Genomic DNA, 19,940 nt, shown 5'->3' on the forward strand with positions numbered 1-19,940 from the left:
AGGTGCGCTATTAAAATACACAACGCTTTCATACTAGCTGGCCCGGACTCGGCGAGCGGCTCTTTTGAAACTTTAAATCAGACCAAAAAAAACCCGGCAATGCCGGGTTTTTTTACCTGGAGTCAGGCTCAGGCAGTGAAGGCTTTACCTTCGAACTGCTCAGCGACGAACTTCCAGTTAACGAGGTTCCAGAACGCCTCAACATACTTCGGACGTACGTTGCGGTAGTCGATGTAGTAAGCGTGTTCCCAAACGTCGCAGGTCAGCAGCGGGGTGTCGCCGCTGGTCAGCGGGTTGCCGGCGCCGATGGTGCTGGCCAGGGCCAGGGAACCGTCAGCTTTCTTCACCAGCCAGCCCCAGCCGGAACCGAAGGTGCCGATGGAGGTTTTGCTGAATTCTTCTTTGAACTTGTCGAACGAGCCGAAGGCAGCGTTGATGGCATCCGCCAGCGCGCCGGTTGGTTCGCCGCCGGCGTTTGGCGCCAGGCAGTTCCAGTAGAAGGTGTGGTTCCAGACCTGAGCGGCGTTGTTGAAGATACCGCCCGAAGAGGTTTTAACGATCTCTTCCAGGGTTTTGCCTTCGAACTCGGTGCCTGGCACCAGGTTGTTCAGGTTCACGACGTAGGTGTTGTGGTGCTTGTCGTGGTGAAACTCCAGGGTTTCTTTGGAGATGTGCGGCTGCAGGGCATCGTGTGCGTACGGCAGCGGCGGCAATTCGAAAGCCATGATGATTCTCCTAATCAGGTCAGTTGCGATGAGCGCAAGGCCGATCACGGGCGGCCAAACACGCGCCGATGAGTTTTTACTCTTTGCGGCGCAGGGGCTGGATCATAGCACCGGGGTGAAGGCATAACCACGCGACAACTGTGTGGGATAGACGTTTCAGCACTTTTGGCGATGTTTTTTGTGACCTGCGCGCGGGCTCAGCCAGAGACGATCAACTGCACCGCCACCGCATACATCATCACCGCCACCAGCAGGTCCAGCACACGCCAGGTATTTGGCCGTGCCAGCCACGGCGCCAGCCATGCGGCGCCCAGTGCCAGGGTGAAAAACCACATCAGCGAAGCACTCGCCGCGCCCACTACATAGGCCCCTGGCACGCTTTGCTGCGCGCCGAGCGAGCCAATCAGCAAAACCGTATCCAGGTAAACATGGGGGTTGAGCAGGGTGACGGCCAGCGCGCTGAGCATCACGGCCTTGAGCGAGCGTGCAGTCTGGCCGGCGGATTGCTCAAGGCTCGACTTGGCGAACGCACGACGCAACGCCTGCGTGCCGTACCACAGCAGGAACACCGCGCCACCCCATCGCGCCACGCTGAGCAACAACGGGTTCTGCGCCAGGAGGGTCGCCAGGCCGAAGACCCCGGCCGCCACCAGCAGGGCATCGCACACTACACAAAACGCGGCCACGGGCAGGTGGTGTTCACGACGCAGGCTTTGTGCGAGGACGAATGCATTCTGGGTGCCGATGGCCATGATCAGGCCGAACGCGACCAACAGGCCATTGAGGTAGCTTTGCCACATAAGAATTACTCGTCGTGTGCAGGCGGGAGAAGGTTGTTGCTGGCTATTGTCCGGCCCTTGGATGTATAAGAAAAACCAATATTGTTGATCGCTCATTAGGAAAACTGATGTTCGACTATAAATTGCTCTCGGCCCTGGCCGCGGTAGTAGAACAAGCCGGGTTTGAACGGGCCGCTCAGGTACTGGGTTTGTCACAATCGGCCATCTCCCAGCGCATCAAGTTGCTGGAAGCGCGCATCGGTCAGCCGGTGCTGATCCGCGCCGCGCCACCGACGCCGACCGAGATTGGCCGTCGCCTGCTCAACCATGTGCAACAAGTGCGCTTGCTGGAGCGTGACCTGCAAAGTGCAGTGCCGGCGCTGGATGACGAGGGGCTGCCCGAACGCCTGCGCATTGCCCTGAATGCCGACAGCCTGGCCACCTGGTGGGCACCGGCGGTGGGTGATTTTTGTGCCGAGCAGCACCTGTTGCTGGACCTGGTGGTTGAGGATCAGACCGTTGGCCTCAAACGCATGCGCGCCGGTGAAGTGGCTGCCTGCCTGTGTGCCAGTGAGCGGCCAGTGGCCGGGGCCCGTAGCGTGCTGCTGGGCGCCATGCGCTATCGGGCACTGGCGAGCCCGGCTTTTATTGCACGGCATTTTCCTGAGGGTGTGAGCCCGGCGTTGCTGTCAAAAACACCAGCCCTGGTGTTTGGCCCGGATGATTTTCTGCAACACCGCTACCTGGCCGCACTGGGCGTAGACGGTGGATTCGAACACCATTTGTGCCCGTCCTCCGAAGGGTTTATCCGTTTGGCCGAGGCGGGTCTGGGATGGGGGCTGGTCCCGGAGTTGCAAGTGCGCGAACAGCTTGAATGTGGACGTCTGGTGGAGCTTTTGCCAGATAAACCCATCGACGTGCCACTGTACTGGCATCATTGGCGTAATGGCGGACAACTGCTGAGTCAACTGACTGAACATTTATCTCGTTCGGCAGCCCGCTGGTTAGTGCCTTTGGCCTGATAACCGGCGTTTAAAGAGCAAGCAGCAAGAATTACAGCATTTGGAGTGATTGATGAAGATTCTGGTCACCGGCGCGAGCGGCTTTATCGGTGGACGCTTCGCGCGCTTTGCCCTGGAGCAGGGCTTTGACGTGCGGGTCAGCGGGCGACGGGCTGAGGGTGTTGAACACCTGGTGCGGCGTGGGGCTGAATTTATCCCGGGTGATTTGACCGATGGCTTGCTGGTGCGTGACCTGTGTGTCGATGTCGACGCTGTGGTGCATTGTGCTGGCCATAGGGGCGCCTGGGGGCGTTATCAGGACTTCCACCGTGACAACGTGCTAGTGACCGAGAACGTGGTTGAGGCCTGCTTGAAGCAGCGGGTGCGCCGCCTGGTGCATTTGTCCTCTGCATCCTTGTACTTCGATGGCCGTTCCCACACCGACCTCACCGAAGAACAGTTGCCCAGGCGTTTTCGGCACCCCTATGCCGCGACCAAAAACCTGGCGGAGCAAAAGGTGTTCGGTGCCCAGGAGTTCGGCCTTGAAGTGATTGCCCTGCGTCCGCGCTTTGTCACGGGGGCCGGGGATATGAGCGTGTTCCCGCGCTTGTTGAAAATGCAGCGCAAAGGTCGCCTGGCCATCGTGGGCAACGGCCTGAACAAGGTCGACTTCACCAGTGTGCAAAACCTCAACGAGGCGTTGATGAGCAGCTTGTTGAATACGGGTTCGGCCTTGGGCAGGGCCTACAACATCAGTAATGGCACGCCCATCCCGTTGTGGGATGTGATCAATTATGTGATGCGCCAAATGAACGTGCCGCAAGTAACCCGTTATCGCGGCTACGGCCTGGCCTACAGTCTGGGCGCGCTGAGCGAAGTCGGCTGCAAGCTGTGGCCGGGCCAGCCCGAACCGTCACGTTCGCGTTTGGGCGTGCAGATCATGGACAAAGACTTTACCCTCGACATCAGCCGTGCCCGGCATTACCTGGACTACGACCCCAAAGTCAGTCTGTGGGCCGCACTGGATGAGTTCTGTGGCTGGTGGAAAGCTCAGGAATCGCCGTACCGATAAATGCTTATAACTGAGCGCTATTTTTGAAGGTTTACCATGCGTAACGATGCCCGCGACGACTTTGAACATGTCCCGACCTTGCGCGCCGATGCCCATGATCATGATGAGCTGGCGCCCACGGACGCTGCTCGTGAGCGCACCACGGTTTATTCACGCAATACACCGGTGATCAAGGTCAAGGGTCCGAGTACCGGGCCTTTGTGGACGTTGATCTGTGCCTTGCTGCTTGCCGTGGGCGGGCTTGCCTGGTGGAGCTTTCAGCAGATCTCGCTGATGGAGCAGCAACTGGTGGCGACCCAGGAAAGCTTTGCCCGCATCAGTGAAGATGCGGCGGGGCGGTTGCAGGCCATTTCCGGCAAGGTGGTGGCCAGCGAGTCGAGCATCAACAATGGCAGCGAAGCCCTGAAGTTGCAGATCAAGCAGCTCGAAGAGCAGCTTCTTGAGCAGAGCAAACGTCAGCAGGGTGTTGTGGCGGGGCAGCAGGGCGAGCTGGATCAGCGCTTTGAGCAGATCAATGCGGCGATGGTGCTGCAGGTGACGGCGCAAAAAGAAACCCAGGCCAGGCTCGAAGCCGAGTTGAAAGCGTTGGGTGCTGAGTTGTCGACGCTCAAGACCGGTGTCGCGCAACAGGCTGTAGACGTGGCCGCCCTGAAAAAACAAGGTAATCCGAGTGTGGCGCTCGAGCGTCTGGAACAAGACATGATCGTGCTCAAGAGCGAACTGGAAAACCGCCCGGCACCTGCCCAAGGCGCCAATGCAGCGGAGTTTGACGTGTTTCGCGCCCAGATGACGCGCAACATCAATACCCTGCAAAGCCAGATTCAGAACTTGCAGAAGCAGATCAGCGCCCGCCCGTAAATCGCAACACTGAACGTGTGGGAGCGGGCTTGCTAGCCCCCACACGTCCCACTACTTCGCCTTGTCTTCACGCCCACGCAGCACCTGATTGGGCATCGCCAGCGCCGCAGCCAGCCCCAGCAACGACACCGCAGCGCTGATGGTCAGCAGGTGGCGGAAAGTCAGCAGCAGTTCTGCCCGCAGGCTATCCAGCGCGGGGCCCTGGACCGCGTTCAGGCTGTCGAGCAACACATTCCCCGAGCTGCCTTCACCGATCAAGGGTTGCCCCATGACCGGTGACAGTATCGAGTCGTGCAGCAACGCCAGCAGCAGGGCCGACATCAAGGCGACCCCCATAGCACCGCCCAAGGCGCGAAACAGATTGGTGGTGCTGGTCGCCACGCCAATGTCTTGCTGCTGCACCGAGTTCTGCGCGCCCACCAGCGAGGTTGGAAACTGCATGCCCGAAGCGATCCCGCTGAAAAGCATGAATACGGCGCTCAACAACTCTGCGCTTGGCGGGCTGAAAGCCATTCCCAGGATGGACAGGGGCATCAGCACGGCACCGGCTAAAATCATCGGTTTGTAGCGTCCGGTTACCGAAGTCCTGCGCCCGGCAAAATAGGCCCCGATCGGCAAGCCTATGGCCAGAGGCAGCAGGTGCAGGGCCGCGCTGTCGGCCCCCGCGCCGGTGATGCTCTGATAACGCAACGGCATGAGCACAATCAGGGAAATGGCCTGGAAGCTGGTGAAAAATACCGTGCACCAGCACAGCACCGCATTGCGATTGGCAAACAGGTGCATGGGCAGCAACGGTTCAGTCGTGCGACGTTCATGCCACACAAACAGCCCCAGCGCGATCAGTGCAACCGCCAGAAACCCGGCGACCTGATCATCGCGCCAGCTATGGCCCTGGCCGATAAACGTGATGCTCAGCAGCAGCGACGTCAGGCCCACGATCATCAGCATCGTGCCCAAGTAGTCAATAATCGGCTTGCGTTGCGGGACAGGTAGCCCGACCAGCGTGCGATAGGAGATCCACCAGGCCGCGAGACCCAGAGGCAAATTGATTAAAAATACCCAGCGCCACGACAGATACTCGGTCATGTAACCGCCCAGTACCGGCCCCGCGACGCTGGCCAGTGCATACATGCTGCTGAAGTAGCCCTGATAGCGACCCCGTTCGCGTGGTGGAACGATGTCGCCGATGATCGCCTGGCTCACCGATATCATCCCGCCAGCACCAATCCCCTGAATGATCCTTGCCAGGACCAACTGCTCCATGTTCTGCGCGAGCCCGCAAAACAGCGAGGCGAGGGTAAAGAGCCCCATGCCGAACAGCATCAGGCGCCTGCGCCCGTACAAGTCGCCGAGCTTGCCGTAGATTGGCACGGCCACTGTCATGGCCACCATATAGCCCGAAATCACCCACGCGAGCTGACTGACATCTTTGAACTGGGCGGAAATGGCGGGCATGGAGACGGCGACAATGGTTTGATCCAGTGCTCCCAGGAAAATCGCCAGCATCAGGGCGATCAGGATGCTGCGAATTTCAGGCTTGGTCTGGGGTGGCTGATTCAAACTGGTCACGAAAACACCTGTGGGCGGCAAACCTATGGCGGAATGCCGTTAGTCTACTCGATAGCCTGCTATTCGATAGCCTCGTAAGGGAGCCCCACGTAATTTTCTGCAATGGTCGTGCGCCCCGCCCGGGAGTCGACGAAGTACGCCAGTTCACTGTCAGTAATACGCTGGCTAAAGCCGTCACTGTCGGGGAAACGGTGCAACATCGATGTCATCCACCACGAGAACCGTTCAGCCTTCCAGACGCGCCTCAGGCACACCTCGGAATAGCGTTCCAGCAGATCGGTGCGACCTTCGCCGTAGACCTTGAGCAGAATATTGAACAGTGTGCTCACATCGCTGGCGGCCAGGTTCAAACCCTTTGCTCCGGTCGGCGGCACGATATGCGCGGCGTCGCCCACCAGAAACATGCGCCCGAACTGCATCGGCTCGACCACAAAACTGCGCAGTGGCGCGATGCTTTTTTCGATGGACGGCCCGGTGATCAAGCGCTCAGCCAACGCCTTGGGCAGGCGGGTTTTCAGCTCGTCCCAAAAGCGTTGATCAGACCAGTCCTCGACCTTTTCCTGTACCGGGACCTGCAGGTAATAACGGCTGCGGGTAGCCGAACGCTGGCTGCACAGGGCAAAGCCGCGTTCGTGTTTGGCATACACCAGTTCGTCGTTGACCGGCGGCGTATCGGCCAGTACGCCGAGCCAGCCGAAGGGATACACACGTTCGAAGATTTTCAGGACATCACTGGGAATCGACTGACGCGCCACGCCGTGAAAACCATCGCAGCCGGCAATGTAATCGCAGTCCAGGCGCCAGCTTTCGCCCTCTTTATCGAATGTGACGTACGGCGTATCGGTTTTCATCCCGTGTGGTTGAACGTTGCTGGCGCTGTAGAGGGTCTGCGCCCCGGCTTCCTCCCGAGCGGCCATCAGATCGCGGGTCACCTCGGTCTGGCCGTAGACCATCACTGTTTTGCCGCCGGTCAGGCCTTTGAGGTCGATATGCACCTGACGGTTATCCAGGGCCAGTTCAAAGCCGTCATGGACAAGCCCTTCAGCGTCCATGCGCTGACTGACACCGGCCTGGCGCAACAGGTCGACCATGCCTTGCTCTAGCACTCCGGCGCGAATCCGCCCCAGGACGTATTCGCCGGTCTGGCGTTCGATGATGACGTTATCGATACCGGCGTTATGCAGCAGTTGACCCAGCAGCAGGCCTGAAGGACCGGCGCCGATAATAGCGACTTGAGTTCTCATTATTGTTCTCTCGCGCAGCCTCGTCCGCAGGGAACGAGTGGGTTCTTATTAATTTATGCTTGTATTTTTCGCTTGCGAGAGAAGCAATAGAAGGTGATTAACACGTTAATACCGGTACTTTTCGCTAATCGGTGCGATTATCGGCTTTCAGGAATAACTTCAGAGCGGGCGCCCATGAATCCTTCAATCCCGGTGTTCAAGCTGTACGGCGAGCAGCAGGACTGGCTTGGCCCCGACCTGTTGCACTGCGAAACCATCTCGCTGCGCAGCCGCGTCCACGACTGGGAGATCCATCCCCATCGGCATGCCGACCTGTGCCAGTTGCTCTATGTCCACACGGGCAGGGCGCGGGTTGAAGTCGAAGGCCAGTTTCATGTTCTGGAGCAATCCGCCATCCAGATCATCCCGCCGCTGTCTGTACACGGGTTTCAGTTTTCGCCGAACGTTGAGGGTTTTGTACTGACGCTGGCGGCTCCGTTGGTGGCTCAACTGCAAGCGCAGCTGGGCGGATCAGTGAGCTTGCTGCAACGGGTCGCCAGTTACCCGGCTGGCAAGGATCGCGATTACCTCAACAACCTGTTCAGTGAGCTGCAAAGTGAGTATGTCGGCGCGCAACCCGCCCGCGACATGCTCTTGCAATCGCTGATCAGTGTGCTGCTGGTGTGGGTCACTCGCCAGGTGATTCAGCGCCGTGAAGCCAAGCAGGTGCCATCACGGGGGCGTGAGTACCTGAGCGTGTTCAATCAACGGGTCGAGACACAGTTTTGCGAGCAACCGAATGTCGAGCAACTGGCGCATCAGGTGGGCATTTCAGTGGCGCACCTGAACAGTATCTGCCGCGAGCTGGCGGGGCAGTCGGCGTTGCAGATCATTCATCAACGGATTTTGCTGGAGGCAAAGCGGCATTTGATTTACACGCCGATGACCATCAGCGAGGTGGCTGACAGTCTGGGCTTTGCTGACCCGGCGTATTTCGCGCGGTTTTTCCGGCGCCTGAGCGGAACATCACCCAGCGCCTTTCGAACAGGTCGGGCTGACGGCATCAGCCCGACCTGATGCTCCGGGGCTTCCTTACCTCAGAGCGCTGAACATGGCATTGCAGTGCGCGCCATTGCAACTGGCGATCAATCCGGATGCTTGCCGGGTTTGCTCAGCGCGGTAGCAAGCGCCTGCAAACAGTACAGCGGCAGCGAAAACGACAAACACGGTCATGCATCTTGTTTTTGTTTTAGTAGTCATGGCATTTGCTCCCTGACGTCACAGACTTGAGGCTAGTTCAGACTTAGGTTCTTGCCATGCCAGTTGTACGAGGGGTTGTGCCCGATTTCATCCTTCAAATGGACTAGATGCGCCAGCGACTACGGGGCTCGGTTTACAAGTCTTTATCCCACGCCGGTTCATCGGTGAAGCGTTCGACGAGAAAGTCGAGCATGCTGCGCAAGGTTGCAGGCATGTGTTTGCGTGAGGCATACACCGCGTAAATGTTCATCAGGCGCGGTTCTGCTTCGGGCAGCAGGCGCACCAGTTCACCGCGTTGCACATACACCCCGGCCTGGTAGCTGGGCAGCAGCGAAACCCCCGCACCCGCCAGAGTGGCGCTCAACAAGGTGCTCGCTTCGTTGGCGCTGATGTTGCCTTGTACCGGGACCGACACGTCCTCACCGTGGTGGGTGAAGTGCCACAGGCTCTTGCCGTAGTAGGAGTGGGTCAGGCAGTTGTGTCGGCTCAGTTCGTCGACCTGCTGCGGCGCCGGGCGTTCGCGCAGATACGCCGGGGATGCACAGAGCACCGAGCGACAAACGGTAAGCTTGCGGGCGATCAGGTTCGGGTCCAGGTCATTGCTGGTGCGAATCGCCAGGTCGATGCGCTCGTCTACCAGATTCACCGTGCGGTCGAGCATCTGCAGATCAATGCTGACCTGCGGATAAAGCCGTACGTAGTCAGTCACTGCCGTAGCCAGTTGCGCCTGTCCGAACGAGGTGCTGACACTGATGCGCAACAATCCCCGTGGTGCATCGGTGGGCGCATCCACGGCGGCCTGCATGTCGTCAGCCAGCTCCAGCAGTTGTCGGCAGCGGGGCAGAGTCTCATTGCCCGCAGCAGTCAGGCTCAACTTGCGCGTGGTGCGGTGCATCAAGCGTGCACCTACCCATTCTTCCAGCTCCGCCAGGTAGCGTGACACCACCGGGCGTGACAGATCCAGATGATCGGCCGCCGCTGACTGGCTGCCGAGGTCGACAACGGTAACAAACACACGCATTGCAATAAGACGATCCATGATCTGCCCGATATCTGAAACAAACTATGTTCAAGCATCGCATTTTTAGTTCGCGATCGTGCAACTAAGCTCTGTCTATCGCCGACCCTGGCCACTGACTCAGGAATCACCCATGACTGGATTTTCGACCCTTCGCCGTTTTGTCCTCAGCGCTGTTGTGCTGGGCTTTGCAGCCCATGCTGCCGCTCAGGCACCGTTGACCCTGGACGTGTACAACCCTGGAGAGGCGGCGATTTTCCCCGTGTCTTCGGTGCTGGTCAGTGGTGACAAGGACGCCATTCTGGTCGATGCCCAGTTCGGCAAGGCCCAGGCCCAGCAGGTGGTCGACAAGATTCGCGCCAGCGGCAAAAACCTCACCACGATCTACATCAGCCACGGCGACCCGGACTACTACTTTGGCCTTGAAACCCTGACCCAGGCATTCCCCGACGCGAAGGTCGTGGCCTCGGCGCCGACGGTTGCACATATCAACGAAACCAAAGATGCCAAGCTGGCCTTCTGGGGTCCGAAAATGGGCGCTGATGTTCCGGGCAAGGTGATCGTGCCGCAGGTTCTCAAGGGCAATACCCTGGACCTTGAAGGGCGTGAGCTGGATGTGGTCGGCCTCACCGGGCGCCAGCCGGATCGCACTTTCGTATGGATTCCATCGCTTAAAGCCGTGGTCGGTGGTGTGGTAGTGGCCGACAACCTGCACGTATGGATGGCCGACACCAAGACCCCGCAATCGCACAAACAGTGGCTGGCCACCCTCAAGCGCATCGACAGCCTGCAGCCGAAAGTCGTGGTGCCGGGTCATTATCTGGGTGAAAGCGATCGCTCGTTGAAGGCCGTGTATTTCACCCGCGACTACATCAAGGCGTTTGATGAAGAAGCCCTCAAGGCCAGCAATTCGAGCGAACTGATCGCCGCCATGAAAAAACGCTACCCGGACCTGGGCGAAGCGTCTTCGCTGGAGCTCAGTGCCAAAGTGGCCAAGGGCGAAATGAAGTGGTGAAAGATCCCAACGTTATTCCCAACACACTGGAGAGCGTCATGAGCAAAATTGCAATTATCGGAGCGACTGGTCGTGCCGGCAGCCAACTGCTGGAAGAAGCCCTGCGCCGCGGTCACAGCGTTACGGCCATTGCCCGCAACGCTTCCAAATTGAGTGAGCGTGCCGGTGTCGTGACCAAGGACGTCGACATCAACAATGGCCAGGCCCTGCAAGACGCAGTGGCGGGGCATGACGTGGTGCTCAGCGCGGCGCATTTTTCGACCCAGCCAGCCTCGACTATTATCGATCCGGTAAAAAAATCTGGCGTTAAACGCCTGCTGTTTGTTGGCGGCGCGGGTTCCCTGTTGTTGCCTGATGACAGCAAAGTCATCGACAGTCCGGGCTTTCCCGAAGAGTACCGGGCGGAGGCCTCGGCTGGCTGTGTGTACCTCGACATCCTGCGCGCCGAAAAAGACCTGGACTGGAGTTTCCTGTCGCCGTCTGCCGAGTTTGTCGAAGGTGAACGCACAGGCACGTTCCGCCTGGGTGCAGACCACCTGCTGATCAGCGCTGAAGGCAAAAGCTGGATCAGCTTTGCTGACTTCGCCATCGCCATGCTGGATGAAGTCGAACAACCCAAACATTCCCGCCAGCGGTTCACAGTGGGGTATTGAGCCTTACGGTTGGGGGCAACTGCGCCATTTCGCGCTTCGCCCCTTACCTGTGGATTCGATCAAGCCTTCAGCTTTCAACGTTCGTAACACCAGGCGCACCGTGTCGCGGCTCGTGCCCGGGCACGCAAGTTCGATGTCACTGATTGAAAACGGCAGTGAACGGTTCAATACGGCAATACGGACACGGCTGCTTTTGTTGCCGTGTTTTTTCTCAATGGTTCCCACTCGGGCTTCAAACTCTTTGTAAGCCTTGATGAGTGCGCCCCAAAAGTAATTGAGCCAGGGCCCTGCATCATGTTCACCCGCGTGCCAGTTGACCGAGCTGGCTTCCAGGGTCTCGTAATAGCTCTCCTTGCTGTCTTCAAAAATACGCTCAAGGCTGATGAAACGACCTACGGCGTAATCAAACTGATAGAGCAGTAACAGGGTCAGCAGGCGGGCAACGCGGCCATTCCCGTCTGCGAAGGGGTGGATACACAAGAAGTCCAGAATGCACAGGGGAACCAGAACCAACGGATCGGCCAGTTTTTGCTCGTTGGCGCTGTGATAGCGGGCGAGTAAATCATTCATGGCCATGGGTGTCAGGTGAGCAGGCGTCGGTGTAAACCGCACCCTGAGACTCCCGTCGGGATGGCGTTCAATGATGTCATTGTTGGTTGATTTCCAGTGACCTCCCTCTTGTGGCAAGTAACGATAAAGAATCGTATGCAACTGGCGCACCGTGCCCTCTGAGACGGGCATGGCATCGCAGGCTTCGTGTATCAGCGACAGGGCGTCCCGATAGCCGGCAATCTCCTGCTCGGAGCGGCTTTTAGGTTGGGCGTTTTTGACCATCAGGGATTTCAGGCGAGTGGGCGAGACAACAACGCCCTCCAGACGGTTGGATGATTCGGCGGACTCGATCATTGCTTGCTGTCTAAGCCCTGCAAGTGCCTCTGCCGATTGCGCGACAAACAACGTTTGCTTGCCCCGGTACTCGCCCAGCGCTCGTAGAGTAGAAAGCTGCAGGCCGTCATAACGAAGCTTGGTCAGAAGTTCGACGGTGAGCGAGTGCATAAGCTTCCTTCTAAATAGGGTAATTTCGAGACTTAAATGGGTTGTTAATGACTGTTTTTACCCTTTTTAAGTATCGATTACCCTATTTAAACTGTTACAGGGATTTTTGTAGCTTCAGGTTTTCCGTGGCGTATTAATTCACGGCTGATCAGTATCCCTAGCCTGTTTCACCAGCCAATCCAGCAATTCGCGCAGCGGTGCGGACGGTTCGTTGCGCGCAGAACACACCAGCAGGTAGGCGGCGCCGGTCCGTACTTTGAAGTCAAAGGGCATGGCCAGTCGGCCAGCCTTGAGGTCATCCCCTATCAGTGACCAGTCGCCTATGGCGACACCGTTGCCCTGGGCGGCTACGGTCATGGCCAGATCCAGGGTGTCGAAGTACTGGCTCTTGCAGATCATCGACACATCTCCCCCCGCCGCAGCCAGCCAGTTGATCCAGTCCTGTTGATCACGGCTGGGGTGCAGCAGGGTGTGTTGTGCAAGGTCGTTCAGGTGGTTGATGGCGTTGCTGCCGTCCAGCAGATGCGGGGCGCATACCGGGGTCAGCTGTTCGTCGAACAGGTGCTGGCCTTCGCGCTTGGGCCCCGGCTGCGGGCTGTAGACCACGGCGGCATCGAAAGCCTCGCGACGAAAGTCCACCCCGTGCTGCACGCTGCTGGTCAGTTCCACCGGCACGTCGGGGCGCAGTTCTTGCCAGTGCAGCAACTTGGGCAGCAGCCAGCGCAGCATGCAGGTAGGGGCCTTGATCTGCAGCGGGGTACGGCGAATGTTGGCGTACTCGACTGCCTCGCCGATCATGTCGAACACCTGCCCGATCCGCGGATACAGCGCCTGGCCTTGTTCGGTCAGGCTCAGGCCGCGAGCCTGGCGATGAAACAGCGCATACCCCAGGTGCTCCTCAAGCCCGGCAATTTGCCGGCTCACCGCGCCCTGGGTGATGTGCAACTGCTCACCGGCACGGGTGAAGTTGCAACATTGAGCCGTAATCAAAAAAGTATGCAGCGCGGGAAGTGGCGGTAGGCGTTTCATCAGTGGTCAGCCATGAGTCCAGGACATGGCTAGTATGAGCACGTTTGCGTTGTGCGCACCACAGCCGACCGCTTCAATGGTTCATTCCCGAACAAGAAGAGGAGCAGGACACATGGCGACGTGCGGCGAAGTATTGGTCAAGTTGCTGGAGGCGTACGGGGTCGAGCAGGTGTTCGGCATCCCCGGCGTACACACCGTTGAACTGTACCGCGGGCTGGCAGGGTCCAAGATCAGCCACGTCACCCCGCGTCACGAGCAGGGTGCCGGTTTTATGGCTGACGGCTATGCCCGTACCAGCGGCAAGCCCGGTGTGTGCTTCATCATTACCGGCCCCGGCATGACCAATATCACGACTGCGATGGGCCAGGCTTATGCGGATTCGATTCCGATGCTGGTGATTTCCAGTGTGCAGTCGCGCAGCCAGTTGGGCGGGGGGCGTGGCAAGTTGCACGAACTGCCGAATCAGGGAGCGCTGGTGGCTGGCGTGGCGGCGTTTTCCCACACCCTGATGTCGGCGGCAGAGTTGCCGGGCGTGCTGGCGCGGGCATTTGCGCTGTTTCAGGCCGGTCGCCCACGGCCTGTGCATATTGAGATTCCCCTGGACGTACTGGTGGAAAACGCCGACGCATTGTTTGCCAGTCACCCTGTCAGCATTGCCCGGCCAGGGGCTTCGCCTGCTGCCATCGAACAGATGAGCCAGCGGTTGATCCATGCCAAACGGCCGTTGATTCTGGCGGGTGGCGGCGCGATAGAGGCGGGCCCCGCGCTGCTAAAACTGGCGGAGCGACTGGGCGCCCCGGTGGCCCTGACCATTAATGCCAAGGGCATGCTGCCTTCGGATCACCCCCTGTTGATTGGCTCGACCCAATCACTGGTTGCGACACGGGCGCTTGTGGCCGAGGCGGACGTGGTGCTGGCCATTGGCACCGAACTGGCCGAGACCGATTACGACGTGACCTTTGCTGGCGGTTTTGAGATCCCTGGCGCCTTGTTGCGCATCGATATCGACCCGGATCAGACCGTGCGCAACTACCCGCCCACCCTGGCCCTGGTAGCCGATGCGAACCTGGCCGCCCAAGCCTTGCTGTCGAGCCTTGCTCAAGTGCCGCCACGGCAGGCGGACTGGGGCTCAGAGCGGGTCAGTCGCCTCAAGGCGCAACTGGCCACTGAATGGGATGCGCCGACCCGGGCCCAAACCCATTTCTTGCAGGCTGTGTTCGATGTGCTGCCGGATGCGGTGTGTGTAGGTGATTCAACCCAGCCGGTGTACACCGGCAACCTGACCTTCAACCCCGGGCAGCCGCGTCGCTGGTTCAACTCATCAACCGGCTACGGCACCCTGGGTTATGCCCTGCCAGCGGCAGTCGGTGCCTGGTTGGGTCGTCGGGCAGAGGGGAAAGCGGGTGGCCCGGTCTTGTGCCTGATCGGTGATGGAGGGTTGCAATTCACCCTGGCTGAACTGGCCAGTGCAGTTGAGGCACGCACACCGATAATCGTGTTGCTGTGGAACAACCAGGGCTACGGCGAAATCAAAAAATACATGCTCAATCGCGCCATCGAGCCCGTGGGCGTCGACATTTATACCCCGGACTTTATCGGTGTGGCCAAGGCGTTGGGGTGTACCGCGCAGGCGGTCGAGGGTGAAGCGCAATTGCGCGCAGCCCTGGCCAGTGCCGCCGACCGCCAGGGCCCCAGCGTGATTGAAATCGATGAGTGGCACTGGCAGCAATCGCTCGCGCTATAGGCTCATGCGCAGGCGCGCCAGATCCCGCACCGGTGGCGCGCCGAACTGACGGCTGTACTCGCGGCTAAATTGCGACGGGCTTTCATAGCCCACGCGATAGCCCGCTGCCGATGCATCCAGGCCCTCACTGAGCATCAGCCGCCGCGCTTCGTTGAGGCGCAATTGTTTTTGGTACTGCAGTGGGCTCATGGCGGTCATGGCCTTGAATCGATGATGCAGCGTCGACACGCTGAGATTGGCCTCCCGTGCCAGGCTGTCGATGCGCAGCGGCTGTTCAAAGTTACCGTTAAGCCAGGAAATCGCCCGGCTGACGCGATGGTTTTGACTATTTTCGCTGGCGATTTCATACAGGCGGTGGCCCAAGGGGCTGCGCAATAGCCGGTACAAAATCTCACGGCGAATCAGTGGCGCAAGCATGGCGATATCTTTGGGGGTGTCGAGCAGGCGTGTCAGGCGCAGCAATGCGTCGAGCATCGGCGGGTCAATGGGCTCAACGTAAAGGCCCCGTCCGGTCGGTCGCGACGGCACGCCCATGGGGCCCGCATCGCTGATCAGGGTGGAAATGTCCGCAGGATCAATATCCAGACGCAAGGCCAGTACCGGGTGTTCGGGGGATATTTCCAGCACCCTGCCGCTGATCGGCATCGACACAGACACCACCAGATAATTGAGCGGGTCGTAGGCGAAGTATTCATCCGCCAGCCGCACCTCTTTACGGCCCTGGGCCATGATGCACAGCGCGGGTTTGGGCAGGCTGGGGGCAAAATCGCTGGGTTGGCTGTAACGGGACACAAACAGCGCCTCGACACCGGTATCGAACGAGCCGTCTTCAGGGGCGTGGCGGTAAATCAGGTCTGCCAGTTCCACGCGCTGTTTTTCAAGTGCGGGGTCGAGCGCGGGCCGCGGCGGTTCCAGCAGTGACATAGGTCGCATCCTCATTAAAGCAACAGGGCAGGTACAGCTTAAGTTTGTGCAAGGCCAAGGGGTAGCCGATTTCTGCCGTTGTCTTGCCTGATCCTGTCATTGCCAGCGCTCATGTGCCTGCCAAACCCGTTGCAGACGTACAGCCTTGCTCAAAAAGCCAAAGGCGAGGCAGACGGTTCAAGTGCGCAATCAGAAGGGGAAATAACGAGGTTTTGCAGAATCGTGCAAGCCTGGGGCAGGAATCGACTAACGGTCACGGGTGCTGGCCTCTAAGCTTTGAACCTCTCCCTAACACCCTTTTCCTTTGTGGAGGCCAGCATGCCCCAGTCCAATGCCGTCAGTCATATGACCCTGGTTCGCGCCCGCGCAGGGTGTTCGGTCCAGGTCCAGGCGTGCCTGAGCCAACTGATTGAACCGACCCTGCAGACGCCCGGTTGCCTGCACTTCGCCTTGCAGCATTGCCAGAGCGATCCGCTGCTGTGGCAGGTCGCGGGCTATTGGCAGGATGAAACCTCGATGCAGGCGTATTTCAACTCATCGCTCATGGATGTTTACGGCGTGCTGGTCTACCAGCACGTGGTGGATAGCCTCGATTTCAAGACCTTCAACGATGCGAGCGGGTTGAACAGGTAGAATGCCGGTTTTTCCATTGGCCGGGAGTTGAAGCATGGCGCGTAAAGAGTTTGCACATTTTGAAGCGGTATCAGCCGTGGTTCCGGTTGAACCCGGGATTTACCACGCAGCGATTGCAGTCAAAGCCTTGTATGAAGGTGGAGCGCCGCGCTTTCACAAAGTACTGATCGAGCAAACGTTCAAAACAGCGACCGCCGCCGATGCTGCTGCCGCGCAACAACTTGAAGCCCTGCAGGGCGTCACTGAAGACGCCGAACTGGTCTGGTAGTTGTAGGTTTGTTGAGGTTTGGTTGTGGCCCACAACCAAACCTCAACAGGCCCTAACGCGGGCGATGCATTTTGAACAGTGCTTCGGGGCCTAGCTGGAAGTAATCCGCCGGGCCGCCACCGCGCAAAATCGGTTCGGCGGCTGCGGTGTCGTAAATCCCGTCTTTAAGCAGGTGTCTGGCGATATGTACAGCCACCACCTCACCCAGAATCAGCCAGCTTGGCACCAGTGCCTTGTCTGCGCGTTGCAGCTGGATGATCTGCGTGACCTTGCACTCAAACGATACCGGCGTTTCGGCCACGCGCGGCACACTGATCACCCGCGAAGCAGCAGTTGTCAGGCCTGCCAGTTCGAACTCATTCACCTCGGGGCCGACCATGGCGCAGCTTTGGTTCATCGCTTCGGCCAAGGGACGTGTGGCCAGGTTCCAGACGAACTCGCCGGTTTGCTCGATGTTGTTGAGGCTGTCTTTGCGGCCCACACTGCAAAACCCGATGATCGGCGGGATGTAGTTAAACGCGTTGAAAAAGCTGTAGGGAGCAAGGTTCAGCCGGCCTTGGGCATCCTGAGACGAAATCCAGCCAATCGGACGCGGGCCAACGATGGCGTTGAACGGATCGTGGGGCAGGCCGTGGCCTTGGGAGGGTTCATAAAAATGAATATCGTCATGCATGGGAGTAGTCCGCAAACGGCTGATATAGAGCCCCTATAGTGCAAGGCCTTGGGGCTGATTACAAAAGCGGCTACGGGTTTTCGCAATTTTCTTTCCCCCAGAAACGACTAAGCCCGGCCAGGGCCGGGCTGAAGTGCCTCCTTCAGGTGTTAGCTGAAAAGGGCGCCATTGGTGCGATCGTAACCATCCGAGGCAAAGGTATCCGAATGGGTACGGCTGAAGCCGTCTTCTGCGAAGGTGGCCGAGCCAGTTTTGTCGAAGCCGTCTTCTGCGAAGGTAGCCGAACCAGTTTTGTCGAAACCGTCTTCTGCGAAGGTAGCCGAGCCGGTTTTGTCGAAGCCGTCTTCTGCGAAGGTGGCCGAGCCGGTGTTGTCGAAGCCGTCTTCGGCAAAAGTAGCCGAGCCGGTGCGATCAAAGCCATCAGCGGCAACGGCGGCCGAACCTGTGCGGCTGAAGCCGTCTTCAGCAAAGTTCGACGAGTGAGTACGGTCGAAACCATCGGCGGCAAAAGCATTGAAAGCCAGGGCAGAGAAGGCGGCAGCGAGGATCAATTTGGTTTTCATGATGAAGCTCCTTGTTTCGTGTTTGAGATGTTCAGTGGGTATGGGTTTAAGACTACGCCGATTAATTTGATTAAAAAGCGCAAAAAATAGCGATAAATAATCGATTTACTCGATATGTACGCCTGCGCAAAAACAGGCCAACGGGTGTCTGCTCTTGCGTTTGGTGACGATTCACATCAGCCAGCGATAGAGGTCTTGCTGAAATGGATAGTGGCCTAACAGAGTTAACTGACTATTAAGTCAGATAACGCTGACGCACTTAACAGAGAGGGAGGTGCTTTGGAGGGGGCAGGCAGGAAGGTGTTGCAGATGCAACCAGCCCCGTGTGGGGCTGGTTGGGGCGGGGCTTAGTCTGTTTCGATACGCGAGTGCTTGCGGGTGTCTTTCATGGTGGCGTAAACCGCCAGAGAGCAGGCGATACAGGCAGTCACGTACCAGTAGTAACCGGTTTCCATGCCTGCACTCTTGAACCACAGCGCAATGTATTCAGCGGTACCGCCGAAGATCGACACGGTCAGCGCGTAAGGCAAGCCTACGCCCAGTGCGCGGATTTCTGTCGGGAACAGTTCAGCTTTCACCACGGCGTTGATCGAGGTGTAGCCGCTGACAATGATCAACGCGGCCATGATCAGGAAGAACGCGCCCCACCAGGTGGTGATGGTGTGCAGGGTGGTGAGGATTGGCACGGTGAACAGGGTACCCAGCACGCCGAAGGCGATCAGGATTGGACGACGTCCGATCTTGTCCGACAGAGCGCCCACCAGTGGCTGTATGCACATGAACAGGAATAGTGTGGCGGCCGAAATGGTGGTGGAGTCAGAAATGCTCATCCCCACCGTGTTCACCAGGTATTTCTGCATGTACGTGGTGTAGGTGTAGAACGCCAGCGTACCGCCCATGGTCAGGCCGACGACGGTCATCAGCTCTTTAGGGTGGCGCATCAGGGTGCGCATGGCGCTTTCTTTAGGCTTGACCCGGACCTTTTTGAACGACTCGGTTTCTTCCATGCCACGACGCAGATACAGCGCGACCACGGCGCACAGGGCACCGATCACAAACGGAACGCGCCAGCCCCAGCTGTACAGCTGTTCTTCGGTCAGGGTCTGTTGCAGAACGATCAATACACCCAGGGCGATGAGCTGACCCGAGATCAGTGTCACGTACTGGAAGCTGGAGAAAAAGCCACGACGCTCCTTGGTCGCCATCTCGCTCAGGTAGGTTGCCGAGGTGCCGTACTCGCCACCCACGGACAACCCTTGCAGCAAACGGGCGAAGACCAGCAGCACCGGTGCCCACACGCCAATGGTTTCATAACCTGGCGACAGGGCGATGACCAGCGAGCCGAAGCACATCAGCAGCACCGAAGCCATCAATGCGGCTTTACGGCCTTTGCGGTCAGCGTACAGGCCCATCAGCCAGCCGCCGATCGGGCGCATCAAAAAGCCTACGGCGAAGATGGCCGCGGTATTGAGCAATTGTGCGGTGGTGTCGCCCTTGGGGAAAAAGGCCTTGGCGAAGTACAGCGAGAATGCGGCGTAGACGTACCAGTCGTACCACTCGACCATGTTGCCGACGGAGCCACTGAAAATCGATTTGATACGGCTTGAGGTGGTCTTTTCTTTGGGGGCCGCAGACGCGGACCCGGCAGGCAGGGTGCTGGAGTTATCCATTGAATGGATCCTTCTTTCATTGTTTTTTTATAGCGCGTCAAAACGCGAGCTTGCAGGGCTATAGCAGGAGTTGTGCCAAGGCTGCAGGGCCCGGTTTACAAGGGGAGAGGGTGGTGGGTGAGCGAGAATCCGCTGGTTTGCGGGTGCGTCATAGGCAAGAATCCGCCTATCTGACAAGCGTTGCAGGCCCTGACTCTTGTGGGAGCA

At 58.7% G+C, this 19,940-nt stretch carries 20 protein-coding genes; 9 read left to right on the forward strand and 11 right to left on the reverse strand.

All coding sequences use genetic code 11. The annotated features are described in order from the left end of the window. Positions 1 to 128 precede the first annotated feature (128 nt). Together VSQ83_RS05260 and VSQ83_RS05265 are read right to left on the reverse strand one after the other, a co-directional pair. A complete protein-coding gene (locus VSQ83_RS05260; protein ID WP_019827796.1) occupies positions 129 to 725 on the reverse strand; it encodes a superoxide dismutase in 597 nt (198 codons plus the stop codon). 197 nt (positions 726 to 922) lie between these two features. Further along, entirely contained in the window at positions 923 to 1,525 is a 603-nt protein-coding gene (locus VSQ83_RS05265; protein ID WP_133075790.1) for a LysE/ArgO family amino acid transporter, read from the reverse strand. Positions 1,526 to 1,632: 107 nt separating this feature from the next. On the opposite strand from VSQ83_RS05265, the gene VSQ83_RS05270 reads away from it, so the two are divergent. Genes VSQ83_RS05270 through VSQ83_RS05280 form a run of 3 tightly spaced genes read left to right on the forward strand, consistent with a single transcriptional unit; the run spans position 1,633 to position 4,435 of the window. Next, positions 1,633 to 2,526: a LysR family transcriptional regulator ArgP gene (locus tag VSQ83_RS05270; RefSeq protein ID WP_326398355.1), complete on the forward strand. Its 894-nt coding sequence runs from the start codon at positions 1,633 to 1,635 to the stop codon at positions 2,524 to 2,526. A gap of 52 nt (positions 2,527 to 2,578) precedes the next feature. Further along, a complete protein-coding gene (locus VSQ83_RS05275; RefSeq protein WP_326425584.1) occupies positions 2,579 to 3,577 on the forward strand; it encodes an NAD-dependent epimerase/dehydratase family protein in 999 nt (332 codons plus the stop codon). Positions 3,578 to 3,613: 36 nt separating this feature from the next. Next, positions 3,614 to 4,435, forward strand: coding sequence for an ATPase (locus tag VSQ83_RS05280; RefSeq protein WP_133075787.1), 822 nt, complete (start codon positions 3,614 to 3,616; stop codon positions 4,433 to 4,435). Positions 4,436 to 4,486: 51 nt separating this feature from the next. On the opposite strand, the gene VSQ83_RS05285 is transcribed toward VSQ83_RS05280, so the two are convergent. Together VSQ83_RS05285 and pobA are read right to left on the reverse strand one after the other, a co-directional pair. Further along, positions 4,487 to 6,004: an MDR family MFS transporter gene (locus VSQ83_RS05285; protein ID WP_133075786.1), complete on the reverse strand. Its 1,518-nt coding sequence runs from the start codon at positions 6,002 to 6,004 to the stop codon at positions 4,487 to 4,489. Between the two features lie 59 nt (positions 6,005 to 6,063). Further along, entirely contained in the window at positions 6,064 to 7,248 is a 1,185-nt protein-coding gene (gene pobA / locus VSQ83_RS05290; RefSeq protein WP_326398354.1) for a 4-hydroxybenzoate 3-monooxygenase, read from the reverse strand. A 174-nt stretch (positions 7,249 to 7,422) separates the two neighbouring features. Here pobA and VSQ83_RS05295 point away from each other — a divergent pair, with 174 nt between their 5' ends. Next, the gene (locus VSQ83_RS05295) at positions 7,423 to 8,304 is read left to right on the forward strand and encodes a helix-turn-helix domain-containing protein (protein ID WP_133075784.1); all 882 of its coding nucleotides are present in this window, start codon (positions 7,423 to 7,425) and stop codon (positions 8,302 to 8,304) included. Positions 8,305 to 8,620: 316 nt separating this feature from the next. On the opposite strand, the gene VSQ83_RS05300 is transcribed toward VSQ83_RS05295, so the two are convergent. Beyond that, positions 8,621 to 9,526, reverse strand: a complete 906-nt coding sequence (locus VSQ83_RS05300) for a LysR family transcriptional regulator (protein ID WP_326425586.1) — start codon at positions 9,524 to 9,526, stop codon at positions 8,621 to 8,623. Between the two features lie 112 nt (positions 9,527 to 9,638). On the opposite strand from VSQ83_RS05300, the gene VSQ83_RS05305 reads away from it, so the two are divergent. Continuing rightward, positions 9,639 to 10,520, forward strand: coding sequence for an MBL fold metallo-hydrolase (locus tag VSQ83_RS05305; RefSeq protein ID WP_326425588.1), 882 nt, complete (start codon positions 9,639 to 9,641; stop codon positions 10,518 to 10,520). Between the two features lie 38 nt (positions 10,521 to 10,558). Beyond that, positions 10,559 to 11,173: an NAD(P)-dependent oxidoreductase gene (locus VSQ83_RS05310; protein ID WP_326425590.1), complete on the forward strand. Its 615-nt coding sequence runs from the start codon at positions 10,559 to 10,561 to the stop codon at positions 11,171 to 11,173. Between the two features lie 3 nt (positions 11,174 to 11,176). On the opposite strand, the gene VSQ83_RS05315 is transcribed toward VSQ83_RS05310, so the two are convergent. Together VSQ83_RS05315 and VSQ83_RS05320 are read right to left on the reverse strand one after the other, a co-directional pair. Continuing rightward, positions 11,177 to 12,229, reverse strand: a complete 1,053-nt coding sequence (locus VSQ83_RS05315) for a Fic family protein (RefSeq protein WP_133075780.1) — start codon at positions 12,227 to 12,229, stop codon at positions 11,177 to 11,179. Positions 12,230 to 12,367: 138 nt separating this feature from the next. Beyond that, on the reverse strand, positions 12,368 to 13,258 hold the full coding sequence (locus VSQ83_RS05320; RefSeq protein ID WP_133075779.1) for a LysR substrate-binding domain-containing protein: 891 nt from the start codon (positions 13,256 to 13,258) through the stop codon (positions 12,368 to 12,370). A gap of 112 nt (positions 13,259 to 13,370) precedes the next feature. Between VSQ83_RS05320 and VSQ83_RS05325 the strand changes: the two genes are divergently transcribed. Beyond that, complete coding sequence (locus VSQ83_RS05325) at positions 13,371 to 15,002, forward strand: 5-guanidino-2-oxopentanoate decarboxylase (RefSeq protein WP_326425593.1); 1,632 nt, start codon at positions 13,371 to 13,373, stop codon at positions 15,000 to 15,002. Here the strand turns inward: VSQ83_RS05325 and VSQ83_RS05330 are convergent. Further along, the gene (locus VSQ83_RS05330) at positions 14,997 to 15,926 is read right to left on the reverse strand and encodes an AraC family transcriptional regulator (RefSeq protein WP_133075777.1); all 930 of its coding nucleotides are present in this window, start codon (positions 15,924 to 15,926) and stop codon (positions 14,997 to 14,999) included. The two genes, VSQ83_RS05325 and VSQ83_RS05330, sit on opposite strands and share 6 nt — an antisense overlap. A 318-nt stretch (positions 15,927 to 16,244) precedes the next feature. On the opposite strand from VSQ83_RS05330, the gene VSQ83_RS05335 reads away from it, so the two are divergent. Both VSQ83_RS05335 and VSQ83_RS05340 read left to right on the forward strand, forming a co-directional pair. Further along, complete coding sequence (locus VSQ83_RS05335; protein WP_133075776.1) at positions 16,245 to 16,559, forward strand: putative quinol monooxygenase; 315 nt, start codon at positions 16,245 to 16,247, stop codon at positions 16,557 to 16,559. A gap of 34 nt (positions 16,560 to 16,593) precedes the next feature. Next, positions 16,594 to 16,827, forward strand: a complete 234-nt coding sequence (locus VSQ83_RS05340) for a hypothetical protein (protein ID WP_133075775.1) — start codon at positions 16,594 to 16,596, stop codon at positions 16,825 to 16,827. 52 nt (positions 16,828 to 16,879) lie between these two features. Here VSQ83_RS05340 and VSQ83_RS05345 read toward each other — a convergent pair whose 3' ends face one another. The 3 genes from VSQ83_RS05345 to VSQ83_RS05355 all read right to left on the reverse strand — a co-directional run bounded on the left by VSQ83_RS05345 (position 16,880) and on the right by VSQ83_RS05355 (position 19,733). Then, entirely contained in the window at positions 16,880 to 17,500 is a 621-nt protein-coding gene (locus VSQ83_RS05345; RefSeq protein WP_133075774.1) for a flavin reductase family protein, read from the reverse strand. A gap of 149 nt (positions 17,501 to 17,649) precedes the next feature. Next, positions 17,650 to 18,063 (reverse strand): heme utilization protein, encoded by a 414-nt coding sequence (locus VSQ83_RS05350; RefSeq protein ID WP_326425595.1) that lies wholly within the window; start codon positions 18,061 to 18,063, stop codon positions 17,650 to 17,652. 347 nt (positions 18,064 to 18,410) lie between these two features. Then, complete coding sequence (locus VSQ83_RS05355; protein WP_133075773.1) at positions 18,411 to 19,733, reverse strand: MFS transporter; 1,323 nt, start codon at positions 19,731 to 19,733, stop codon at positions 18,411 to 18,413. Between the last annotated feature and the right edge of the window lie 207 nt (positions 19,734 to 19,940).

The organism is Pseudomonas sp. DSV-1, from assembly GCF_035830915.1.
Lineage (GTDB): Bacteria > Pseudomonadota > Gammaproteobacteria > Pseudomonadales > Pseudomonadaceae > Aquipseudomonas.

Coding starts and splice junctions, on each gene's coding strand:
- VSQ83_RS05280 (WP_133075787.1), top strand. CDS start 3,614: ATGCGTAACGATGCCCGCGACGACTTTGAACATGTCCCGACCTTGCGC.
- VSQ83_RS05300 (WP_326425586.1), bottom strand. CDS start 9,526: ATGGATCGTCTTATTGCAATGCGTGTGTTTGTTACCGTTGTCGACCTC.
- VSQ83_RS05320 (WP_133075779.1), bottom strand. CDS start 13,258: ATGAAACGCCTACCGCCACTTCCCGCGCTGCATACTTTTTTGATTACG.
- VSQ83_RS05325 (WP_326425593.1), top strand. CDS start 13,371: ATGGCGACGTGCGGCGAAGTATTGGTCAAGTTGCTGGAGGCGTACGGG.
- VSQ83_RS05330 (WP_133075777.1), bottom strand. CDS start 15,926: ATGTCACTGCTGGAACCGCCGCGGCCCGCGCTCGACCCCGCACTTGAA.
- VSQ83_RS05350 (WP_326425595.1), bottom strand. CDS start 18,063: ATGAAAACCAAATTGATCCTCGCTGCCGCCTTCTCTGCCCTGGCTTTC.
- VSQ83_RS05310 (WP_326425590.1), top strand. CDS start 10,559: ATGAGCAAAATTGCAATTATCGGAGCGACTGGTCGTGCCGGCAGCCAA.
- VSQ83_RS05335 (WP_133075776.1), top strand. CDS start 16,245: ATGCCCCAGTCCAATGCCGTCAGTCATATGACCCTGGTTCGCGCCCGC.
- VSQ83_RS05315 (WP_133075780.1), bottom strand. CDS start 12,229: ATGCACTCGCTCACCGTCGAACTTCTGACCAAGCTTCGTTATGACGGC.
- VSQ83_RS05305 (WP_326425588.1), top strand. CDS start 9,639: ATGACTGGATTTTCGACCCTTCGCCGTTTTGTCCTCAGCGCTGTTGTG.
- VSQ83_RS05265 (WP_133075790.1), bottom strand. CDS start 1,525: ATGTGGCAAAGCTACCTCAATGGCCTGTTGGTCGCGTTCGGCCTGATC.
- VSQ83_RS05340 (WP_133075775.1), top strand. CDS start 16,594: ATGGCGCGTAAAGAGTTTGCACATTTTGAAGCGGTATCAGCCGTGGTT.
- VSQ83_RS05260 (WP_019827796.1), bottom strand. CDS start 725: ATGGCTTTCGAATTGCCGCCGCTGCCGTACGCACACGATGCCCTGCAG.
- VSQ83_RS05355 (WP_133075773.1), bottom strand. CDS start 19,733: ATGGATAACTCCAGCACCCTGCCTGCCGGGTCCGCGTCTGCGGCCCCC.
- VSQ83_RS05270 (WP_326398355.1), top strand. CDS start 1,633: ATGTTCGACTATAAATTGCTCTCGGCCCTGGCCGCGGTAGTAGAACAA.
- VSQ83_RS05345 (WP_133075774.1), bottom strand. CDS start 17,500: ATGCATGACGATATTCATTTTTATGAACCCTCCCAAGGCCACGGCCTG.
- VSQ83_RS05295 (WP_133075784.1), top strand. CDS start 7,423: ATGAATCCTTCAATCCCGGTGTTCAAGCTGTACGGCGAGCAGCAGGAC.
- pobA (WP_326398354.1), bottom strand. CDS start 7,248: ATGAGAACTCAAGTCGCTATTATCGGCGCCGGTCCTTCAGGCCTGCTG.
- VSQ83_RS05275 (WP_326425584.1), top strand. CDS start 2,579: ATGAAGATTCTGGTCACCGGCGCGAGCGGCTTTATCGGTGGACGCTTC.